The 17497-nt window shown below is 65.1% G+C and carries 13 protein-coding genes; 7 read left to right on the top strand and 6 right to left on the bottom strand.

What is annotated here, in order from left to right; translation table 11 throughout:
* Positions 1 to 29 precede the first annotated feature (29 nt).
* Positions 30 to 1247: an MFS transporter gene (locus tag B5J99_RS06385; RefSeq protein ID WP_117351918.1), complete on the top strand. Its 1218-nt coding sequence runs from the start codon at positions 30 to 32 to the stop codon at positions 1245 to 1247.
* 65 nt (positions 1248 to 1312) lie between these two features.
* On the opposite strand, the gene B5J99_RS06380 is transcribed toward B5J99_RS06385, so the two are convergent.
* On the bottom strand, positions 1313 to 4096 hold the full coding sequence (locus B5J99_RS06380) for a TonB-dependent receptor (protein WP_117351917.1): 2784 nt from the start codon (positions 4094 to 4096) through the stop codon (positions 1313 to 1315).
* Positions 4097 to 4248: 152 nt separating this feature from the next.
* Positions 4249 to 4929: a ligase-associated DNA damage response endonuclease PdeM gene (gene pdeM, locus B5J99_RS06375; RefSeq protein ID WP_117353386.1), complete on the bottom strand. Its 681-nt coding sequence runs from the start codon at positions 4927 to 4929 to the stop codon at positions 4249 to 4251.
* A gap of 81 nt (positions 4930 to 5010) precedes the next feature.
* Here pdeM and trhO point away from each other — a divergent pair, with 81 nt between their 5' ends.
* A complete protein-coding gene (gene trhO, locus B5J99_RS06370) occupies positions 5011 to 5844 on the top strand; it encodes an oxygen-dependent tRNA uridine(34) hydroxylase TrhO (RefSeq protein ID WP_117351916.1) in 834 nt (277 codons plus the stop codon).
* Positions 5845 to 5880: 36 nt separating this feature from the next.
* On the opposite strand, the gene B5J99_RS06365 is transcribed toward trhO, so the two are convergent.
* On the bottom strand, positions 5881 to 6990 hold the full coding sequence (locus B5J99_RS06365; RefSeq protein ID WP_117351915.1) for a fatty acid desaturase family protein: 1110 nt from the start codon (positions 6988 to 6990) through the stop codon (positions 5881 to 5883).
* A 195-nt stretch (positions 6991 to 7185) separates the two neighbouring features.
* Between B5J99_RS06365 and B5J99_RS06360 the strand changes: the two genes are divergently transcribed.
* From B5J99_RS06360 to galE, 5 genes are all read left to right on the top strand, one after another.
* Entirely contained in the window at positions 7186 to 8313 is a 1128-nt protein-coding gene (locus B5J99_RS06360) for an N-acetyltransferase (protein ID WP_342768904.1), read from the top strand.
* 145 nt (positions 8314 to 8458) lie between these two features.
* Positions 8459 to 9760, top strand: a complete 1302-nt coding sequence (locus B5J99_RS06355; RefSeq protein WP_117351913.1) for a UDP-glucose dehydrogenase family protein — start codon at positions 8459 to 8461, stop codon at positions 9758 to 9760.
* A 21-nt stretch (positions 9761 to 9781) separates the two neighbouring features.
* Entirely contained in the window at positions 9782 to 10954 is a 1173-nt protein-coding gene (gene wecB / locus B5J99_RS06350; RefSeq protein WP_117351912.1) for a non-hydrolyzing UDP-N-acetylglucosamine 2-epimerase, read from the top strand.
* 94 nt (positions 10955 to 11048) lie between these two features.
* On the top strand, positions 11049 to 12434 hold the full coding sequence (gene pgmG / locus B5J99_RS06345; RefSeq protein ID WP_117351911.1) for a phosphoglucomutase/phosphomannomutase PgmG: 1386 nt from the start codon (positions 11049 to 11051) through the stop codon (positions 12432 to 12434).
* A gap of 11 nt (positions 12435 to 12445) precedes the next feature.
* Entirely contained in the window at positions 12446 to 13468 is a 1023-nt protein-coding gene (gene galE / locus B5J99_RS06340; RefSeq protein WP_117351910.1) for a UDP-glucose 4-epimerase GalE, read from the top strand.
* A gap of 15 nt (positions 13469 to 13483) precedes the next feature.
* On the opposite strand, the gene B5J99_RS06335 is transcribed toward galE, so the two are convergent.
* From B5J99_RS06335 to otsB, 3 genes are read right to left on the bottom strand one after another with little or no spacing between them, the layout of a single operon-like run.
* Positions 13484 to 14902: an alpha,alpha-trehalose-phosphate synthase (UDP-forming) gene (locus B5J99_RS06335; RefSeq protein ID WP_117351909.1), complete on the bottom strand. Its 1419-nt coding sequence runs from the start codon at positions 14900 to 14902 to the stop codon at positions 13484 to 13486.
* Complete coding sequence (locus tag B5J99_RS06330) at positions 14899 to 16710, bottom strand: glycoside hydrolase family 15 protein (RefSeq protein ID WP_117351908.1); 1812 nt, start codon at positions 16708 to 16710, stop codon at positions 14899 to 14901. Before B5J99_RS06330 ends, B5J99_RS06335 begins: the two co-directional genes overlap by 4 nt.
* The gene (gene otsB / locus B5J99_RS06325) at positions 16707 to 17462 is read right to left on the bottom strand and encodes a trehalose-phosphatase (protein ID WP_162892481.1); all 756 of its coding nucleotides are present in this window, start codon (positions 17460 to 17462) and stop codon (positions 16707 to 16709) included. Before otsB ends, B5J99_RS06330 begins: the two co-directional genes overlap by 4 nt.
* Between the last annotated feature and the right edge of the window lie 35 nt (positions 17463 to 17497).

Here is a 17497-nt window from a genome sequence, read left to right as displayed (position 1 = left end):
ACTTTCCGTTATCTCCAGGAAGGTCCGCCGTGATCAATCGCAACGTTGTGGTGCTGGCCTCGATCGTGTTCATCGACATGGCCGGCATCGGGCTCATCGTTCCGGTGATGCCCTCGCTGATCCAGCAGCTCACCGGCGAAGGCATCGACCGGGCCGCGATGCTCGGCGGTTGGCTGCTGTTCGCCTATGCCGCGATGCAGTTCCTGTTCGCTCCGGTCATCGGCGGCCTCAGCGACCGGTTCGGCAGACGACCCGTATTGCTCGCGACTCTCGCGCTGTTGGGCGTCGATTACGCGCTGATGGCCGCCGCGCCCGATATCACCTGGCTGTTCGTCGGACGGCTGGTGTCTGGCATCATGGGGGCAAGCTATGCCGCCGCCAACAGCTGCATTGCCGACAGCATCGCGCCCGAACGCCGCGGCGCCGCCTTCGGGATGCTGGGGGGCGCAGGCGCTGCCGGCTTCGTGCTGGGCCCGGCGATAGGCGGGCTGATCGGCCAGTTCGGCGACCGGCTGCCGTTCATCGCGGCGGCTGTACTTTGCCTGATCGGGGTGGTGTTCGGGCTGTTGCGCTTCGAGGAGACACTCGATCCCGCGCAGCGCCGGCGGTTCGATCCTTTCCGTTCCAACCCGTTCGGCACGCTGGTGCGCATGGCGCGGATCCCGCTCGTCATCGGATGCCTCGGCGCGATTTTCCTGATGCAGCTAGCCAGCCAGTCGCAGCTGTCGGTCTGGGCATATTACGGCACGCTCAAGTTCGGCTGGACGCCCGCGATCACGGGGATGACCGTGGCGCTGTTCGGAACATTGCTGGTGCTCACCCAGGGCGTGCTCTCGGGCCGGATGATCGCCCGCTTCGGCCCGGTGCGGACCGCCACGGTGAGCCTCAGCTTTGCGGTGCCCTCGTTCCTCATCCTGGCCTTTGCGCCCAGCACGCCGGTGGTCATCCTGGGCATGGTCATCGGTTGCGTTCCGGGCATGTGCTTTCCCGCCATGCAGCAGCTGATGAGCCCGCGCGTGGCCGAGGATGCTCAGGGCGAATTGCAGGGCGCGATCGCCAGCGTGATCAGCCTCACCGCGATCATCGGCCCGCCGATGATGACCGGGGTGTTCGCCGTTTATGCCGATGATCGCGGATTGCTGTTTCCCGGTGCGCCCTTCGTGCTTGCCGCCGGTCTGATGGCGGGCGCGGTGGCCGTGCTGGTGGTCACGCTGGCGCGCCACGGCCGGGGCGAGGCGGCACGTTAGGCGAGAATGACAAAAGGCCCCGCCTGCGCGTGCAGACGGGGCCTTTTGTCAGATCGAGGCTGTTGTCAGAAGCGCGTGCGCAGCGTGACGCCATAGGTGCGAGGCTCGGCAAGGAACGCCGAGAAGATCTGGCGACCACCGGGGAACTGCGGATCGACGAACGGTGCCGCGGTACCGCCAGCCTGGAACGGGCTGTTGAACGCGACCTGGGTGAAGTCTTCGTTGAACAGGTTCTGTGCCCACAGTTCGAGCGCCCATTTCTGATCGGGTCCGCGCAGGCCGACACGGGCGTTGACCACCACGAAGCTGGGCTGTTCCTTCTGCGGGAACAGATCCGATCCGGTGTTGAAGCCCTCGGTGACGCGGGTGTCGACATAGACCAGGCCCGACAGGCCGCTGTCGCCGATATCCGGGGTCCAGGCCATCGAACCGGTCAGCGTCAGCTCGGGCGCGTTCGACAGGTTGTCGCCGGGCAGCAGGCGGAGCGCCGGATCCAGCGCAGCACCGGTCTTGTTGCCGACCAGGTTGTTGCGATACTTGGTCTGGGCATAGGTCACGCCGCCATTGACGGTGAAGTTGCGCGCCGGGTTGATCGAGGCTTCGAGTTCGACGCCCTGTGCGACCACGCCATAGGTCGTGTCGCCGGGTGCGCACGCGCCGGTGGTCGCGGCGTTTACGTTGAAGTTCGCGCCTTGGGGCGACAGGTTCTGGTCACGATCCGCACCATTGAGGTTGGCCGAGCAGCCATTGACGGTCTGCACCAGGAACACGGTGCCATTGAACGTATTGAGCTGGAAGTTCTCGAACTGCTGGCGGAACAGTGCCAGGTTCACGGTCAGCGGACCGCTCGAGTACTTCATGCCCAGTTCGAAGGCATCGACGATTTCCTGGTCGAACTGCAGGTTGCGCACCAGCGCCTGCGCACCGCCGACCGAGGCAAAGGTGGTGGTGGGAACCTGGCCCAGCGGCGCGACGATCGGGCCTTTGAGCGCCGAGCGGTCGAGGTTGAAGCCGCCAGCCTTGTAGCCGCGCGAGGCGCTGCCATAGAGCAGCAGATCGTCGGTGACCTTCCACGACAGCACCGCGGTGCCGGTGAACTCGTTCTCGCTGCGACGATCGTTGATCGACACGCCGTTGAGTTCCGCAGTCGAGTTGCCCTGGCACGACAGGCCGATGATGCCGCCTGCCACCGCAGCGAGCGCCGGGTTGGTGAGGAAGCCGGTCAGTGCGGCCTGGTTCTGGACGCACGCGGTGTTGTCGTTGCTGAAGGTCGCGTTGAAGCGCTTGCGCTCGTTGGTGTAGCGCAGGCCCAGCGTCAGATCGAGCCGGTCGGTGATGTGCACGATGTTGTGGGTGAAGAACGCATAGTTGCGGCTGTTCTGGAAATAGCGATCGCTGATCGAACCGCGATCGTTGATGCTGTCGAGCCGGTCGAGCGCTCCGAAGATGATCGGCGAGGCCGCGCCGAACAGCGCGGGGCGGGCACCGACGCAACCGGGCGAGTTCGGCGAGTACAGGCCTGCCAGACCGCCACCCGAGATCAGGCGGCAGCTCGCGAAGCGGCCGTACTGGTTGCCGAAGCGCAGATTGTCGCGGACGGTCAGGTCTTCGTCGGCATAATAGGCGCCGACCAGCCAGTCGAGCTTGCCATCGAACGCCTCGCCCTGCAGCCGCAGTTCCTGGGTGAAGGTCTTGAACTGGCGGAACTGCGCGTCCTCGTCATCGGAACGATACAGGATGTCGACCGCGCTGTAGTCGATGTCGCCGGCCTGGCTGTTCTTGTACTCGCGGTAACCGGTGATCGAGGTCAGCGATGCGCCCCCCATGTCCCAGTTGACCTCGAGCGAGATACCGCCGTCCTTGGTGCTGCCGTTGTAGTTGCGACCGCGGGTGACGTTGGTCTGGCGGCTGAAGGGGTTGTTGAACGAGTTGAGCGGCTGGCCCAGATCGCGCAGCACGTTGATGATGTTGTTGCCATTGGCCTGGAGCGGCGTCAGCGGCGCCGACGGGTTGTTGAGGTCACCGATCAGCGGGTTGAAGTCCCGGCCGAGATAGACCGCGCCGCAGCAGCGTTCGTCACGGTTGGTATAATCCATGATCAGCCGGAACGACACCTCGTCGGTGGGCTCCCACAGCAGCTGTCCCTTGACGAAATAGCGGTTGCGGTTGTTCAGATCGATGTTGTTGGTGACGTCCTGCAGAAAGCCGTCGCGCTTTTCGAAGACACCGTCGATGCGGGCGGCCAGGTCCTGCGTGATCGGGCCGGTGAGGCCCGCCTGCAGACGGATGTTGTCGAAATTGCCGTAGGTCGCCTCGCCAAAGCCGCCGAATTCGAATTCGGGCTTCTTGGAATAGATCGAGATGATACCGGCAGATGCGTTGCGGCCGAACAGCGTGCCCTGTGGTCCGCGCAGGACCTCGACCCGCTCGATCTCGCCCAGTTCGTTGAGGCCGATGCCCGAACGCGAACGGTAGACGCCGTCGATGAACACCGCGACCGAGCTTTCGAGGCCCGGGTTGTCGCCGACGGTACCAATACCGCGGATACGCGCCGATCCGTTCGCTTCGTTGCCGGTCGAGGACACGAGCAGCGAGGGGACGACCTGGTTGAGCTGGCGGATATCGTTGGCGCCGGTGTTTTCGAGCGTTTCGGCATTGACCGCCGACACCGCGACCGGAACATCGGAGAGCAGCTGCTCGCGACCCTGGGCGACGACGACGATGGTGTTGCTGTCGTTGATGCCGTCTTCGCCTGCGGCTTCCTGAGCGAGGGCCGGGCTGGCCATGGCGACAAGGCCGGCGGAAAGCATGAGGGACACACGGCTGGTGGTGCCGAAACGCTTGGGCATATCTCTCTCCTGATTTGGTTCAGCGTGACGGCTATTTTGCCGCCTTGACGCTCACGGTAGACCAAATCGGCCTCAAATCCAGCATTTGCGCGGGTCTCCCGCAAAAATGCAGCCGATTGTCGCAAAAACGCAACACACGCGCACAGCCTGCGTCAGGCGCGCAAATCTGCGGTTTTTTGAAGATAAAACGCCAGGGCCTTGCTTTCCGTAGCGACAACCGCCTGGGGGGCCTCGCCCATCACCCCCAATATGGCCGGATCGCCCGCATCCATTCCCCCCGTCAGCGATCCGAAGGCGGGCAGGATCAAGCGCTCCGCGCAGCGCACGAAGCACGGCCGCGACACCATCCGGCCGCGCAGCCGCACCCTCAGGCGCGGGTGAAAATGCCCCGAAAGCTCGGGCACGCTGCGGCTTGATTCGGCGCGGTGCCGCAACGCGAGGCCGCCCAGCACCGCCTCGTCCACCACCTGCCCGCCAAAGCCCGCATCCAGCGCGCTGTCGTGGTTGCCGGTGATCCAGTGGAGCGCAATGCGGCGCGACAGGCTCTCGAGCCGCTCTGCCAGCCGGACATCCAGCCGCTGCGCGCCGCGGCTGTCGTGGAAGTTGTCGCCCAGGCACCACAGGCTCGTCGCGCCGCACGCAGCGATCGCGGCTTCCAGCCGGTCAAGCGTCGCGGCGCTGTCATAGGGCGGCAGCATCTGCCCCGATGCCGCATACCAGCTCGCCTTTTCGAAATGCAGGTCGGCGACGAACAGCGCGGACTGCGCGGGCCAGTACAGGCCTGCGCGGTCGACGATCGCAAATTGCTGTCCGGCGAACGAAAGGGGAACCATGGACGCTGCCATGCCGCAGTCCGCACCCCCATGCAAGCCTGAGCATTGGCATCGGGCAGCAGTGTGGCTTATGGGCGGGGCATGACCCAATCAGACGACTATCCGATCACCGTTGCCGCGCTCTATCATTTCGCGCGGATCGAGGACCCCGCCGCCGTCCGGCCCCCGGTCGAGGCGCTGTGCGCGCAGCATGGCCTGTGCGGCACGCTGCTGCTCGCGCGCGAAGGGGTGAACGGCACGATCGCGGGATCGGCACAGGGCGTTGCCGCGGCGATCGACCATATCCGCAGCCTGCCCGGCTTTGCCGATGTCGAGGTCAAGTATTCGGGCGCGCTCTCTGCCCCCTTCCGCCGGATGAAGGTGCGGCTGAAGCGCGAGATCGTCACTATGGGCGTGCCCGACATCGATCCGGTGCACGGCCAGGGAGCCTATATCGACCCTGCCGACTGGAACGCGCTGATCAGCGATCCCGATACGGTGGTGATCGATACCCGCAACAGCTTCGAGGTCGAACAGGGCAGCTTTGTCCATGCGATCGATCCGGGGACCGAGCGGTTCAGCGAGTTCCCCGCCTGGTTTGACGATCAGGCCGCCGCCCTGCAGGCGTCGGGCAAGAAGATCGCGATGTTCTGCACCGGCGGCATCCGCTGCGAGAAGGCCACCGCCTATGTTCGCGCAAAAGGGTTCGACGAGGTCTATCATCTCAAGGGCGGCATCCTCAAATATCTTGAGGAGGTGCCCGCCGAGGAGTCGCTGTTTTCCGGCGGCTGCTTCGTGTTCGACGAGCGCGTGGCCCTGGGCCAGGGCCTCGCGGTGCTGGGCGATCCGGTCGAACCCGAAATGGTCGATCGCCAGCGCAAGCCGCGCAAGCGGGGCGTGGGTTCGGGCTCGGCCTCGAGCCCGGCTGAAAGCTGACCGCAGCCCCCGCGTGCGCGGGGATGACGGTCGAAACTAGCGCCGCGCGGTGGTGCGGAAGGTGCTGCGGACCAGACGACCGACCAGGCCTGACAGGCTGCGATAATTCGCCAGCGCATAGGTCGAGGCGCCGGTCAGTTCGCGCGACAGGCGGCGGTGCGCCTCGGGCAATGCGTGATAGGGCACGCCGGGCAGCAGATGGTGCAGCGCATGATAGCGCAGGCCGACAGGGGCCCACAGTTCGGGCAGCAGGCCGGGCGGGGGCACGTTGACGCTGTCGAGATACTGCGCGGTGACGCTCATCACCTGCTCCTCGTTCTCCCACAGATGCGCGACCAGGGTCCGGACCTGGTTGAGCACCATCGTGCCCGATGCGATGGCCAGGCCGATCAGAAAGACGCGCAACGGGATCGTCCCGGTCGCGACCAGCGCGATCAGGCTCATCGCCCAGACGCTGGCAAGCGTCTCGAGCACCAACCACTGGCGGCGGGCAGGACCTTCCGGCATCACGCGGCGGAATGCCGGGTTGATCACCAGCCCCGAATAGCGCTCGACGACGATGCGGCGCAGCGGCGGGATCAGCGCGGACAATGGCGAAAGCACGCCATAGCGGATGATCAGCCCGACAGGACCGAGCGCGGCCACCGCGACGAACAGCGGCACCGTCCACGGCTTCATCAGCGCGAGCGGCAGATATTCGGGATCCTTGGCGGTGCCATAGCGCAGGCGCTGGTGGTGCAGGTTGTGCACGCCTTCGTACATGAAGCTGGGGATCAGCAGCGGAATGCCGACAAGCGCATTCCACCCGGCATTGAAGCCGGGCACCGCATCGGGCCGCAAATGGGTGAGTTCGTGGATGAAGCTGCCCGCGCGGTACAGCGCCAGCACCGCGACCAGCCCGCACAGCACCGCGAGCGCGGTCGAATCCGCCAGGATCGCGCCTGCCAGGCCGCCATAGCCGATCGCGACCGAGGCCAGCAGATCGGTCCAGTAGATCGCCGGACGCGCGGCGTTGAGATCGCGCGTCAGGCTCGCCGCCGCGCGGATCATCGCCATGTCGTCGGGCACCTGGCCGACGACCCGCGCGCTGGTCGTACCCTGCGATGCAGAGGCGTCAGGGCCGGTCAATGGAAAGCTGCTTGCCATAAAAATCCTGCTTGTGAGTGCCTGCTTAAGCCAGACCAAGATGGCAGCAACATGGCAACATCTGGCCCGCATGTCCTTGACACAGATCATGGCCGGGCGACAAAGAACGCTTCGCACATGGCCGGACCCCGATGAGGTCGCGGCCCGGACAAGGAAACGGCGTTGACGAACCCAGGTGAAATAAGGGTCAGCCCGGTGAATGACAAGGCGGGGCTCAAGGCATTCATCGAAATTGCCTATACGCTGAACGCGTCGGACCCGGCCTGGGTGCCGCCGCTGCGCACCGAAATGCGCGAGATGTTCGATCCGGCCAAGAACCCGTTCTATGGCCACGCCACCGTCCAGCCGATGATCGCGCTGCGCGGCGGCAAGGTGGTGGGGCGGATCTCGGCGCATATCGATCATCTCGCGCTCGCTCAGCCGGTCAGCCAGGGCATGGGGCCGGGCACGGGCAATTTCGGGATGTTCGAGGCCGCCGACGAACAGGTCGCGCGCGCGCTGCTGACAGCGGCGGAGGCGTGGCTGCGCGACCAGGGGATGACCCGCGCGCTCGGACCGCTCAGCCTGTCGATCTGGGACGAGCCCGGACTGCTGACCGCCGGCTTCGAGACACCGCCGATGGTGATGATGGGACACCACAACCGCGCCTATCGCGGTTGGATCGAGGCGATGGGCTATGCCCCCGCGAAGAAGCTGCTGACCTATGAGTTGCCGATCGTCGGCGGGTTTTCGCCATTGATCCAGCGGATCGTCGCATCGGGCCACCGCAACGATCGCATCCACATCCGCAAGGTCGACAAGAGCAGGTTCGACGAGGAGGCGGCGATCATCCTGGAGATCCTCAACGAGGCATGGGGCAACAACTGGGGGTTCGTGCCGATCACCGATGCGGAGATCGCCTATATCGGCAAGAAACTGCGCCCGCTGGTGCGCGAGGACCTGATCATGATCGCCGAATATGACGGGCGCCCGGTCGCGTTCCTGATGACGCTGCCCGATATCAACGCGGTCACCGCGCCGCTCAAGGGTTCGCTGCTGCCGTTCGGCTGGGCCAAATTGCTGTGGTGGCTGCGCGATTGCCGCTCGCCCAGCGTGCGCGTGCCGCTGATGGGGGTGCGCACCGAGCTGCAGAATTCGCGGCTCGCGGCGCAGATGGCGTTCATGATGATCGAGACGATCCGCATCGAGGCGGTGGGCAGATATGGCGCGGTACGCGGCGAGCTTGGCTGGGTGCTGGAGGACAACCAGGGCATGGTCGCGATTGCCGATGCGATCGACAGCAAGGTGAACCGCGAATATGTGATCTACGAAAAGCCGCTCTGACCCCCTGGCATACACAGCCGCGCCGTTCAGATCATTGCAACATTCTGCCGCTATCAGGCGCGGTCAATCGCCCGCCAGTTGAACATTTGACGCCCTCACTGGCGGCAACTAGACGGGGCAAAGACGCTCTGGAGCTTATCCTGACATGAAGATTGCAATGATTGGTTCGGGCTATGTCGGCCTGGTATCGGGGGCATGCTTTGCCGATTTCGGCCATGATGTGGTCTGCGTCGACAAGGATCCCGCCAAGATCGAGTCGCTGCTCGCCGGAGTCATGCCGATCTACGAGCCGGGGCTGGAAGGGCTGGTCAACAAGAACGTCCGCGCCGGCAACCTGTCGTTCTCGACCGATCTGCCGACAAGCGTCGCCGATGCCGATGCGGTGTTCATCGCGGTGGGCACGCCCTCGCGCCGCGGCGATGGCTTTGCGGACCTGAGCTATGTCCGCGATGCCGCGCGCGAGATCGCCGAATCGATCCGCAAACGCTGCGTCATCGTCACCAAGTCGACCGTCCCGGTGGGCACCGGCGACGAGGTCGAGAAGATCATCCGCCACACCGCACCCGATGCCGATTTCGAGGTGGTTTCCAACCCCGAATTCCTGCGCGAGGGCGCTGCGATCGGCGATTTCAAGCGCCCCGACCGCATCGTGGTGGGCACCGAGGTCGAATGGGCCCGCGAATACATGCGCGAGATCTACCAGCCTCTGTTCCTCAACGAATCGCCCTTGCTGTTCGTCTCGCGGCGCACGTCGGAAGTGATCAAATACGCCGCCAACGCGTTTCTTGCGACCAAGATCACCTTCATCAACGAGATGGCCGATCTTTGCGAGAAGGTGGGCGCCAATGTACAGGACGTCTCGCGCGGGATCGGGCTCGATGGCCGGATCGGGTCGAAGTTCCTGCACGCAGGGCCGGGCTATGGCGGCAGCTGCTTCCCCAAGGATACGCTTGCGCTGATGAAGACCGCGCAGGACCATGAGGCACCGCTGCAGATCGTCGAGGCGGTGGTGCGGGTCAACGACCTGCGCAAGCGCGCGATGGCGCGCAAGGTGATCGCGGCGATGGGCGGCGATGTCGAAGGCAAGCGCATCGCTCTGCTCGGCCTCACCTTCAAGCCCAACACCGACGACATGCGCGATGCGCCCGCGATCGTGATCGCGCAGGGGCTGATCGACGCCGGTGCCGAGGTTGTCGCCTATGACCCCGAGGGCATGGAGGCAGCCACCGCGCTGATGCCGGGGGTGACGATGGCGGCGGGCACCTATCAGGCGCTCGACCAGGCCGATTGCGCGGTGATCGTCACCGAATGGGACGTGTTCCGCGCGCTCGATCTGCCGCGCGTGCTCCGCACGATGCGCGGCACCACGCTGGTCGACCTGCGCAACATCTACAAGCCCGAGCAGATGAAGGCGGCGGGCTTCACCTATGTCAGTGTCGGCCGCTGAGCTGCGGGTCAACGGGGGGCAATGCAGATGACAGAAGGCAAGACCGGGTCGCGACGCATCATGGTGATCTTCGGCACCCGTCCCGAAGCGATCAAGCTGTTCCCGGTGATCGCGGCGCTGAACGAGGCTGACGGGCTCGAGCCGGTCGTGCTGGTCACCGGCCAGCACCGCGAGATGCTCGACCAGGTGCTCGAAATCGCCGGGCTTGTGCCCGATCATGACCTGGCCTTGATGCAGCCGGGGCAGAGCCTCGACGAGATCAGCGCGCGGCTGCTCACCGGCATCGGCGCGGTGCTCGACGCGGAAAAGCCCGACATGGTGATCGTCCAGGGCGACACCGCGACCGCGATGTGCGGCGCGCTCGCCGCTTATTACCGCAAGCTCCCTGTCGCGCATGTCGAGGCGGGTCTGCGCTCGGGCAACATCTATCACCCCTGGCCCGAAGAGGTGAACCGCAAGATCATCGGCGGCTTTGCCGATCTGCACTTCGCCCCGACCGAGACCGCCGCCAACGCCCTACGCCGCGAGGCGGTGCCCGACCACAAGATCCTCGTCACCGGCAACACCGTGATCGATGCGCTGCACTGGGTCACCGCGAAGCTGGCCGACGATCCCGCACAGGCATCGGTGATCGCGCCGGTTGAGGCGCGGTTTGCGGGCAAGCGCATCATCGGCGTGACCACCCACCGGCGCGAGAATTTCGGCAGCGGGATGGATGACATCGCGCATGCCATCCGCGATCTGGCCGCGCGCGACGATGTCGCGATCATCTTCCCGGTGCATTTGAACCCGCAGGTGCGCGCGGCGATGCTGCCGATCCTGGGCGGGCTGGACAATGTCGCCTTGCTCGAGCCGCTCGACTATCTCAACTTCACCCGGCTGCTGCAGATCGCCGAGCTGATGCTGACCGACAGCGGCGGGGTGCAGGAAGAGGCGCCCGCTCTGGGCAAGCCGGTGCTGGTGATGCGCGACACCACCGAGCGACCCGAGGGCGTGGCGGCGGGAACCGCAAGACTGGTCGGCACCGATCGCGCGACCATCGTTGCGCAGGCCACGCAATTGCTCGACGACCCGGCCGCCTATGCCGCCATGGCGCAGGCGCACAATCCGTTTGGCGATGGCCACAGTTCCGCCCGCATCGCCCAGGCCATAAGCCGGTGGTTCGCGGCACCCGAGCGCCACCAAGCCAATTGAGTTCACGTCAATTTGTCAGTAGTGCCGCAGCAACGGTTCGCACCCCAAGACGTCCTATGGCTACACGCCTGACATTTCCGGAAGACCTTTTCCCATGACCCATCAGTTCGATCCCACCACCTTGCGCGAATACGATATCCGGGGGATCATCGACGAGACTTTGAGCGATGCGGACGCCTATGCCATCGGCCGCGGCTTTGCGACGCTGATTGCGCGCGCCGGCGGCAGTTGCGTCGTCGTCGGCTATGACGGCCGGGTGAGCTCGCCGATGCTCGAAGCCGCGCTGATCCGCGGCCTCAACGACAGCGGCATCGACGCGATCAGCGTCGGCATGGGCCCCACCCCGATGCTGTATTATGCCGAAGCGGTGCTAGAAGAAGCGGATGGCGGCATTCAGATAACCGGCAGCCATAACCCCGCCAATTACAACGGCTTCAAGATGGTCTTTCAGGGCCGTCCGTTCTTCGGCGCGGATATCCGCAAGCTGGGTGAGATGGCGGCATCGGGCGACTGGGACGCGGGCACGGGCACCTCGCGGCAGATCGACATTCTCGACCGCTATGTCGACCGGCTGGTCGAGGATTTCGGCGGCGCTGCGGCGCGGGTTGGCTGGGACTGCGGCAACGGCGCGGCTGGCCCTGCGGTCGAAAGATTGGTCAGCCGGCTTCCGGGCGAACACTTCACGCTGTTCACGCAAGTAGATGGCAATTTTCCCAATCATCATCCTGACCCCACAGAAGAGAAGAATCTCGCTGACCTGAAGGCGCTTGTCGCGGAAAAGAACCTCGATTTCGGAGTGGCTTTCGACGGCGATGGCGACCGGATCGGCGCGATCGACGGCCAAGGCCGCGTGATCTGGGGCGATCAGCTCCTGAGCATCTACGCCGAAGTGGTGCTGAAAGACCTTCCCGGCGCCACGATCATCGCCGATGTGAAGGCCAGCCAGGCGCTGTTCGACCGGGTGAGCGAGCTGGCCGGCGTGCCTTTGATGTGGAAGACGGGGCACAGCCTGATCAAGTCCAAGATGAAGGAAACCGGCTGTCCGCTGGCGGGCGAGATGAGCGGCCATGTGTTCTTCAAGCACCGTTATTATGGCTATGACGACGCGCTTTATGCCGCGGTCCGGCTGATCGAGGCGCAGACCGTACTGGGCAAGTCGGTAACCGAGATGCGGGGTGACATGGCGCCGATGATCAACACGCCTGAAATGCGCTTCCAGGTCGACGAGAGCCGCAAGTTCGCGGTGATCGACGAGGTGCTCGAACGGCTTTCGGCGAGCGGCGCGACAGTCAACGCCACCGATGGCGCCCGCGTCAACACTGCAGACGGCTGGTGGCTGCTGCGCGCATCGAACACGCAGGACGTTCTGGTCGCTCGTGCCGAAGCGCGCGACGAGGCCGGGCTCGAGCGGCTGATGGCGCAGATCGACGAACAGCTTGCCGCCTCCGGCCTGGAGCGGGGCGAGCAGGCCGGACACTGAGGAGCATGCCGATGAGCGCGATCGACAGCTTCAAGGGCCAGCACACCATCCTCGTCACCGGCGGCGCGGGCTATATAGGCAGCCATGCCGTGCTCGCGCTTCTGGACGCAGGCTGGAAGGTCGCGGTGATCGACAATCTGGTTACCGGATTCCGCTGGGCGGTGCCCGAAGGTGTCGCGTTCTTCCAAGGCGACATCGCCGATGGCGGGCTGCTGGCAAAGATCATCGCCGAGCAGAAGGTGGGCGCGATCCTGCATTTTGCAGGATCGGTGGTGGTGCCCGAATCGGTCAGCGATCCGCTCAAATATTACAGCAACAACACCGTAAAGAGCCGCGCGCTGATCGAATCGGCGATCACCGGCGGGGTACGGCACTTCATCTTCTCGTCCACCGCGGCGACCTATGGCACGCCCGACAGCGACGGCCCGATCGCCGAGACCGATCCGCAAGTGCCGATCAATCCCTATGGCACATCCAAGCTGATGACCGAGTGGATGCTGCGCGATTGCGCGGCGGCGCACGATTTCAACTACTGCGCATTGCGCTATTTCAACGTCGCGGGCGCCGATCCGCAGGCGCGCACCGGCCAGTCGACCGCAGGCGCGACCCACCTGATCAAGGTCGCGGTCGAAGCTGCGCTGGGCAAGCGCGACAATGTCGGCGTGTTCGGCACCGATTTCGATACCCCCGACGGTACCGGGGTGCGCGACTATATCCATGTCAGCGATCTGGCGCATGCACATGTGCTTGCGCTCGAGGCGCTGATCGAGGAGCCTGCGCGCTCGCACATGCTCAACTGCGGCTATGGCCATGGCTATTCTGTGCTCGAGGTTCTCGATGCGGTCGACCGGGTGACCAACCGCCAGATCGAGCGCGTGCTGCAGGGCCGCCGCGCGGGCGACCCCGCCTCGCTCACCGCCGACAACCGCGCAATCCGCGCACGCTTCGGCTGGACCCCGCAGCACGATGATCTCGACACCATCGTGTCGCATGCCCTCGCCTGGGAACGCCAGCTCAGCGAACGGGCGCGCTGACCCGCTGGTTCTGCATCAAGGCTTGCTCGAGGCCAGCGCCAGCTTGGGGCGATCTTCCTGCGGCTCGGGCTCCGCCAGCGCGGCGATGAACTTGGCGCTCCACCAGCGTACGTCCTCCTTCACCACCGATGTGAGCATGGCTGCGTGCCGCTCCTTGCGCTCCTCGAGCGGCATCACGAGCGCGCGCGAAATGGCATCGGCCATGTCCTCGCTGCTGTGCGGGTTGATGATCAGCGCTGCATCGAGCTGTACCGAGGCGCCGGCGAAGCGCGACAGCACGAGCACGCCCGGGTCCTCGGGGTCCTGCGCCGCGACATATTCCTTGGCGACCAGGTTCATCCCGTCGCGCAAGGGGGTGACCAGCCCGACCCGCGAGGCACGGTAGATGCCGAACAGCTCCTCGCGCGCATAGCCCTTGTTGACATAGCGCACCGGCACCCAGTCGATCGAGGCGAACTCGCCGTTGATCCCGCCCGACAGGCTGTTGAGATCGGCGCGGATCTGCTGATAGCTCGCGACGTCGCCCCGCGAGGGCGGCGCGATCTGCAGCATGAACACCTTTTCGCGCAGATCGGGACGGACATTGAGCAATTGCTCATAGGCAAGGAACCGCTCCTGCAGCCCCTTGGAATAATCGAGCCGGTCGACCCCGACGATGACCTGGCGCCCCACCGCGCTGGTGATCAGCCGCTCTTCGGCGCTCAGCGCAGCGGCGGTGCCCAGCGCGCTGGTGAATTCGGTGGTGTCCAGACCGATCGGGCACACCAATAACCGCGTTACCCGGCCGTCATGATGCGCGAATTCGCCTTCGATCCGCGCGTCGAGATGGGTGACGATATAGTCGATGAACGAGGCGCGCCACTCGTCGGTGTGAAAGCCGATGACATCGTGGCTGAGCAGGCTGGCGACCAGCTCGCGATGGTTGGGAAGCGACACCATCAGGCTGGCGGGCGGCCAGGGGGTGTGGAGGAAGAAACCGAGCCGGTTCTCGAACCCGCGGTCGCGCAGGCCCTTGCCCAGCGGGATCAGGTGATAATCGTGAACCCAGATCATGTCGTCGGGCTCGATCAGCGGAGCGACGGTATCGGCAAAGCGCGCATTGACCCGGGCATAGCCCCCGGCAAAGTCGCGCGCGATCTCGGTGAGGTCGAGCCGATAGTGGAACAGCGGCCACAGCGTGCGGTTGGCAAAGCCGTTGTAATATTCCTCGATATCCTGCGCTTCCAGATCGATCGTCGCTGTCGCGACGCCATCCTGCCGGCGAAAGCTGATCTGGCCGGAAAACTCGTCGGTCTGCTCGCCCGACCAGCCGAACCAGATGCCGTTGCTCGCCCGCAATGCTGCCGAAAGCGCGACTGCCAGACCACCCCGGTTCGAATTCTCTCCGGCCTGGGCTGCCTGCACCCGGTTGGAAATGGCAATCAGTCGGCTCATCGTGCATCGCTCCAGGGCCGTGAGAGCATGCCTGCGCACTGGATCAGCCCAACCAGCGAATAGGTTTGCGGGTAATTGCCCCACAGGGCGCCGGTGCGCGGGTCGATGTCTTCGGACAACAGCCCTGCAGGCGTGCGGCGGCTGAGCATCTCCTCGAACAGCACGCGCGCATCGGCGTCGCGTCCGGTGGCGTGCAGCGCCTCGATCAGCCAGAAGGTGCACACGTTGAACGCGGTTTCGGGCATGCCGAAATCGTCTTCCTCGGCATAGCGCAGCATATGGCTGCCGCGCCGCAGCCCTGCCTCGATCGCCGCCAGCGTGGTGATGAAGCGCGGGTCGTCGGCCTGGACGAACTTGAGGTCGAGCAACTGCAGCAGGCTGGCGTCGAGCGTGCGTTCGCCGAACACCGCCGAATAATGGTCACCCTCCTCGCTCCAGGCGTGATCGTCGATATGCTGGCGGATATGGTCGGCGCGGTCCTGCCAGAATTTGGATGCCTCGCTGCGGCCGATGGCGTTGGCGGCATTGGCCAGCCGGTCGCACGCCGCCCAGCACATCGCCACCGAATAGGTATGGATGTGGCTGCGGGTGCGCAGCTCCCACAGGCCTGCATCGGGGGTGTCGAAGACATCGAAGGCGCGGTGGCCCACCGCCTCGAGCGCCTCGAAATCCTGCACCGTCGCGCGGCGCAGCAGTCTTTGGTCGAAGAACGCCTGCACGCTCGACAGGATGATCTGGCCATAGGCATCGTGCTGGATCTGCTCATAGGCCTGGTTGCCGCTGCGCACCGGCCCCATCCCCTTATAGCCTTTCAGCGCGGGCATGATGTGTTCCTCGATCTGCGCCTCTCCACCGATGCCGTAGAGCGGCTGGATATGCCCGCCGCGCGCCGCATCGACGATGTTGCGCAGATAATGCAGATAGGATTCGAGCACATCTAGCGCGCCCAGCCGGTTCAGGGCTTGGACGGTGAAGTACGCATCGCGAATCCAGCAGAAGCGATAGTCCCAGTTGCGCCCCGAATCGGCGTGCTCGGGAAGCGACGTGGTCAGCGCCGCGACGATCGCGCCGGTCTGTTCATACTGGCACAATTTGAGCGTGATCGCGGCGCGTATCACGGCATCCTGCCATTCCAGCGGCAGATGCAGCCCGCGCACCCAGTGCTGCCATGTCGACACCGTCTGCTCCAGCATCGCCTCAAGCGTCGCGGGCAGATCGGCATCGAACCCTTCATCAGGGCCGAAATAGAAATACAGGTCGCTTTCCACCCGGAACATCGTCTCGTTCCTGATCCAGCCCAAAGGGGCGTTGCAGGTCAGTCGCTGGGTATGGTCATCGAGGATATAACGTATGTGATTGGACCCCGATGTCTGCGCGGGTGTCTGGGCGCCCCAGCTGTGCGCCGGACGCAGCCGCACCGCGATCCGCGGCGATCCGCTGATCACGCGGATGATCCGCGCGATCGCCACCGGGCGGAACATCCGGCCATGGCGCTGGTAGCGCGGCATGAAATCGACGATCTCGATGACATTGCCGCAATCCGCGCTCATCCGCGTGACCAACACCGGCGTGTTGCGCACATAATGCTGTTCGATCCGGGTGCAGCCTTCGAGCAGCACGTCCCAAAAGCCGTGGTCCTTTTCGGGCTCGAGCAGCGAGCAGAACACCGGATCGCCATCGAAGCGCGGCAGGCACCCCCAGCGGATCGACGCCTTGGAATCGATCAGGGCTGCGATCTCGCAATTGCCGATCGGCCACAGGTTCATCGCGTCGCTCTTGACGTCTGCAGTGTCGGGGGCAGTGCTCATGCCGCCATCTCCCCGATGCGCCGCAGCACCGCACCAACATCGCCGACCTGCTCGTCGGAATGCGCGGCAGTGCGCTCGCCCACGCTGATCGCATGGCCGCCAAGCGCCTGCACCGCCTGGAACGCGGGAATGTCGGTCAGATCATCGCCGATATAGACGGGGCGGCTTCCGCTGAACCGGTCCAGCGCCATGATCGCGCGCACCGCATCGCCCTTGTCGGCGCCGCGCGGTCGCAGTTCGAACACCATGTCGCCCTGCTGGATGAACAGCCCTTGCTCGCGCGCCCGATCCGTGACCCAGGCCTGCACCGCATCGCGCTGCGCCGGATTCTGGCGGTAATGCACGCCAAGTCCGAAGGTTTTTTCCTCGATCACGACCCCGGCGCCGTTTCCGAAATGGCGGCTGGCGGCCTCGGCCATCTGCGCGAACAGATCGGTGTGCACCGGGCCCTGTACTGCGCCTTCGACCTTGAGCTCCTGTCCGTGGCTACCCGCCATCACCATCTCGGGCATCGCGCCGGGCCACAGCGCCTCGAGCTGCGCGATCGAGCGGCCGCTGACGATCGCGACCCGCCCGCCGAGGCGCCGCGAGGCCCTGGCGATGGCATCGATCACCGCGCGGCTGACCTCGACCGCATCGGGCGTGCTGCGGATATCGACCAGCGTTCCGTCGAAGTCGACCAGCAGCGCGCTGCGCTGTTCGGCGCGGAATACAGGATCGATGGTGATGGTCTGCGCAGGGCTGTTGTGCACGCGTCCGGGGCTCCCGATGGCTATGGTCCGCTGAT

The organism is Blastomonas fulva (genome assembly GCF_003431825.1).
GTDB classification, from domain to species: Bacteria; Pseudomonadota; Alphaproteobacteria; order Sphingomonadales; family Sphingomonadaceae; genus Blastomonas; species Blastomonas fulva.
The sequence above is the reverse complement of the archived record's forward strand: the minus strand, read 5'-3'. Positions and strand labels throughout refer to the sequence as shown.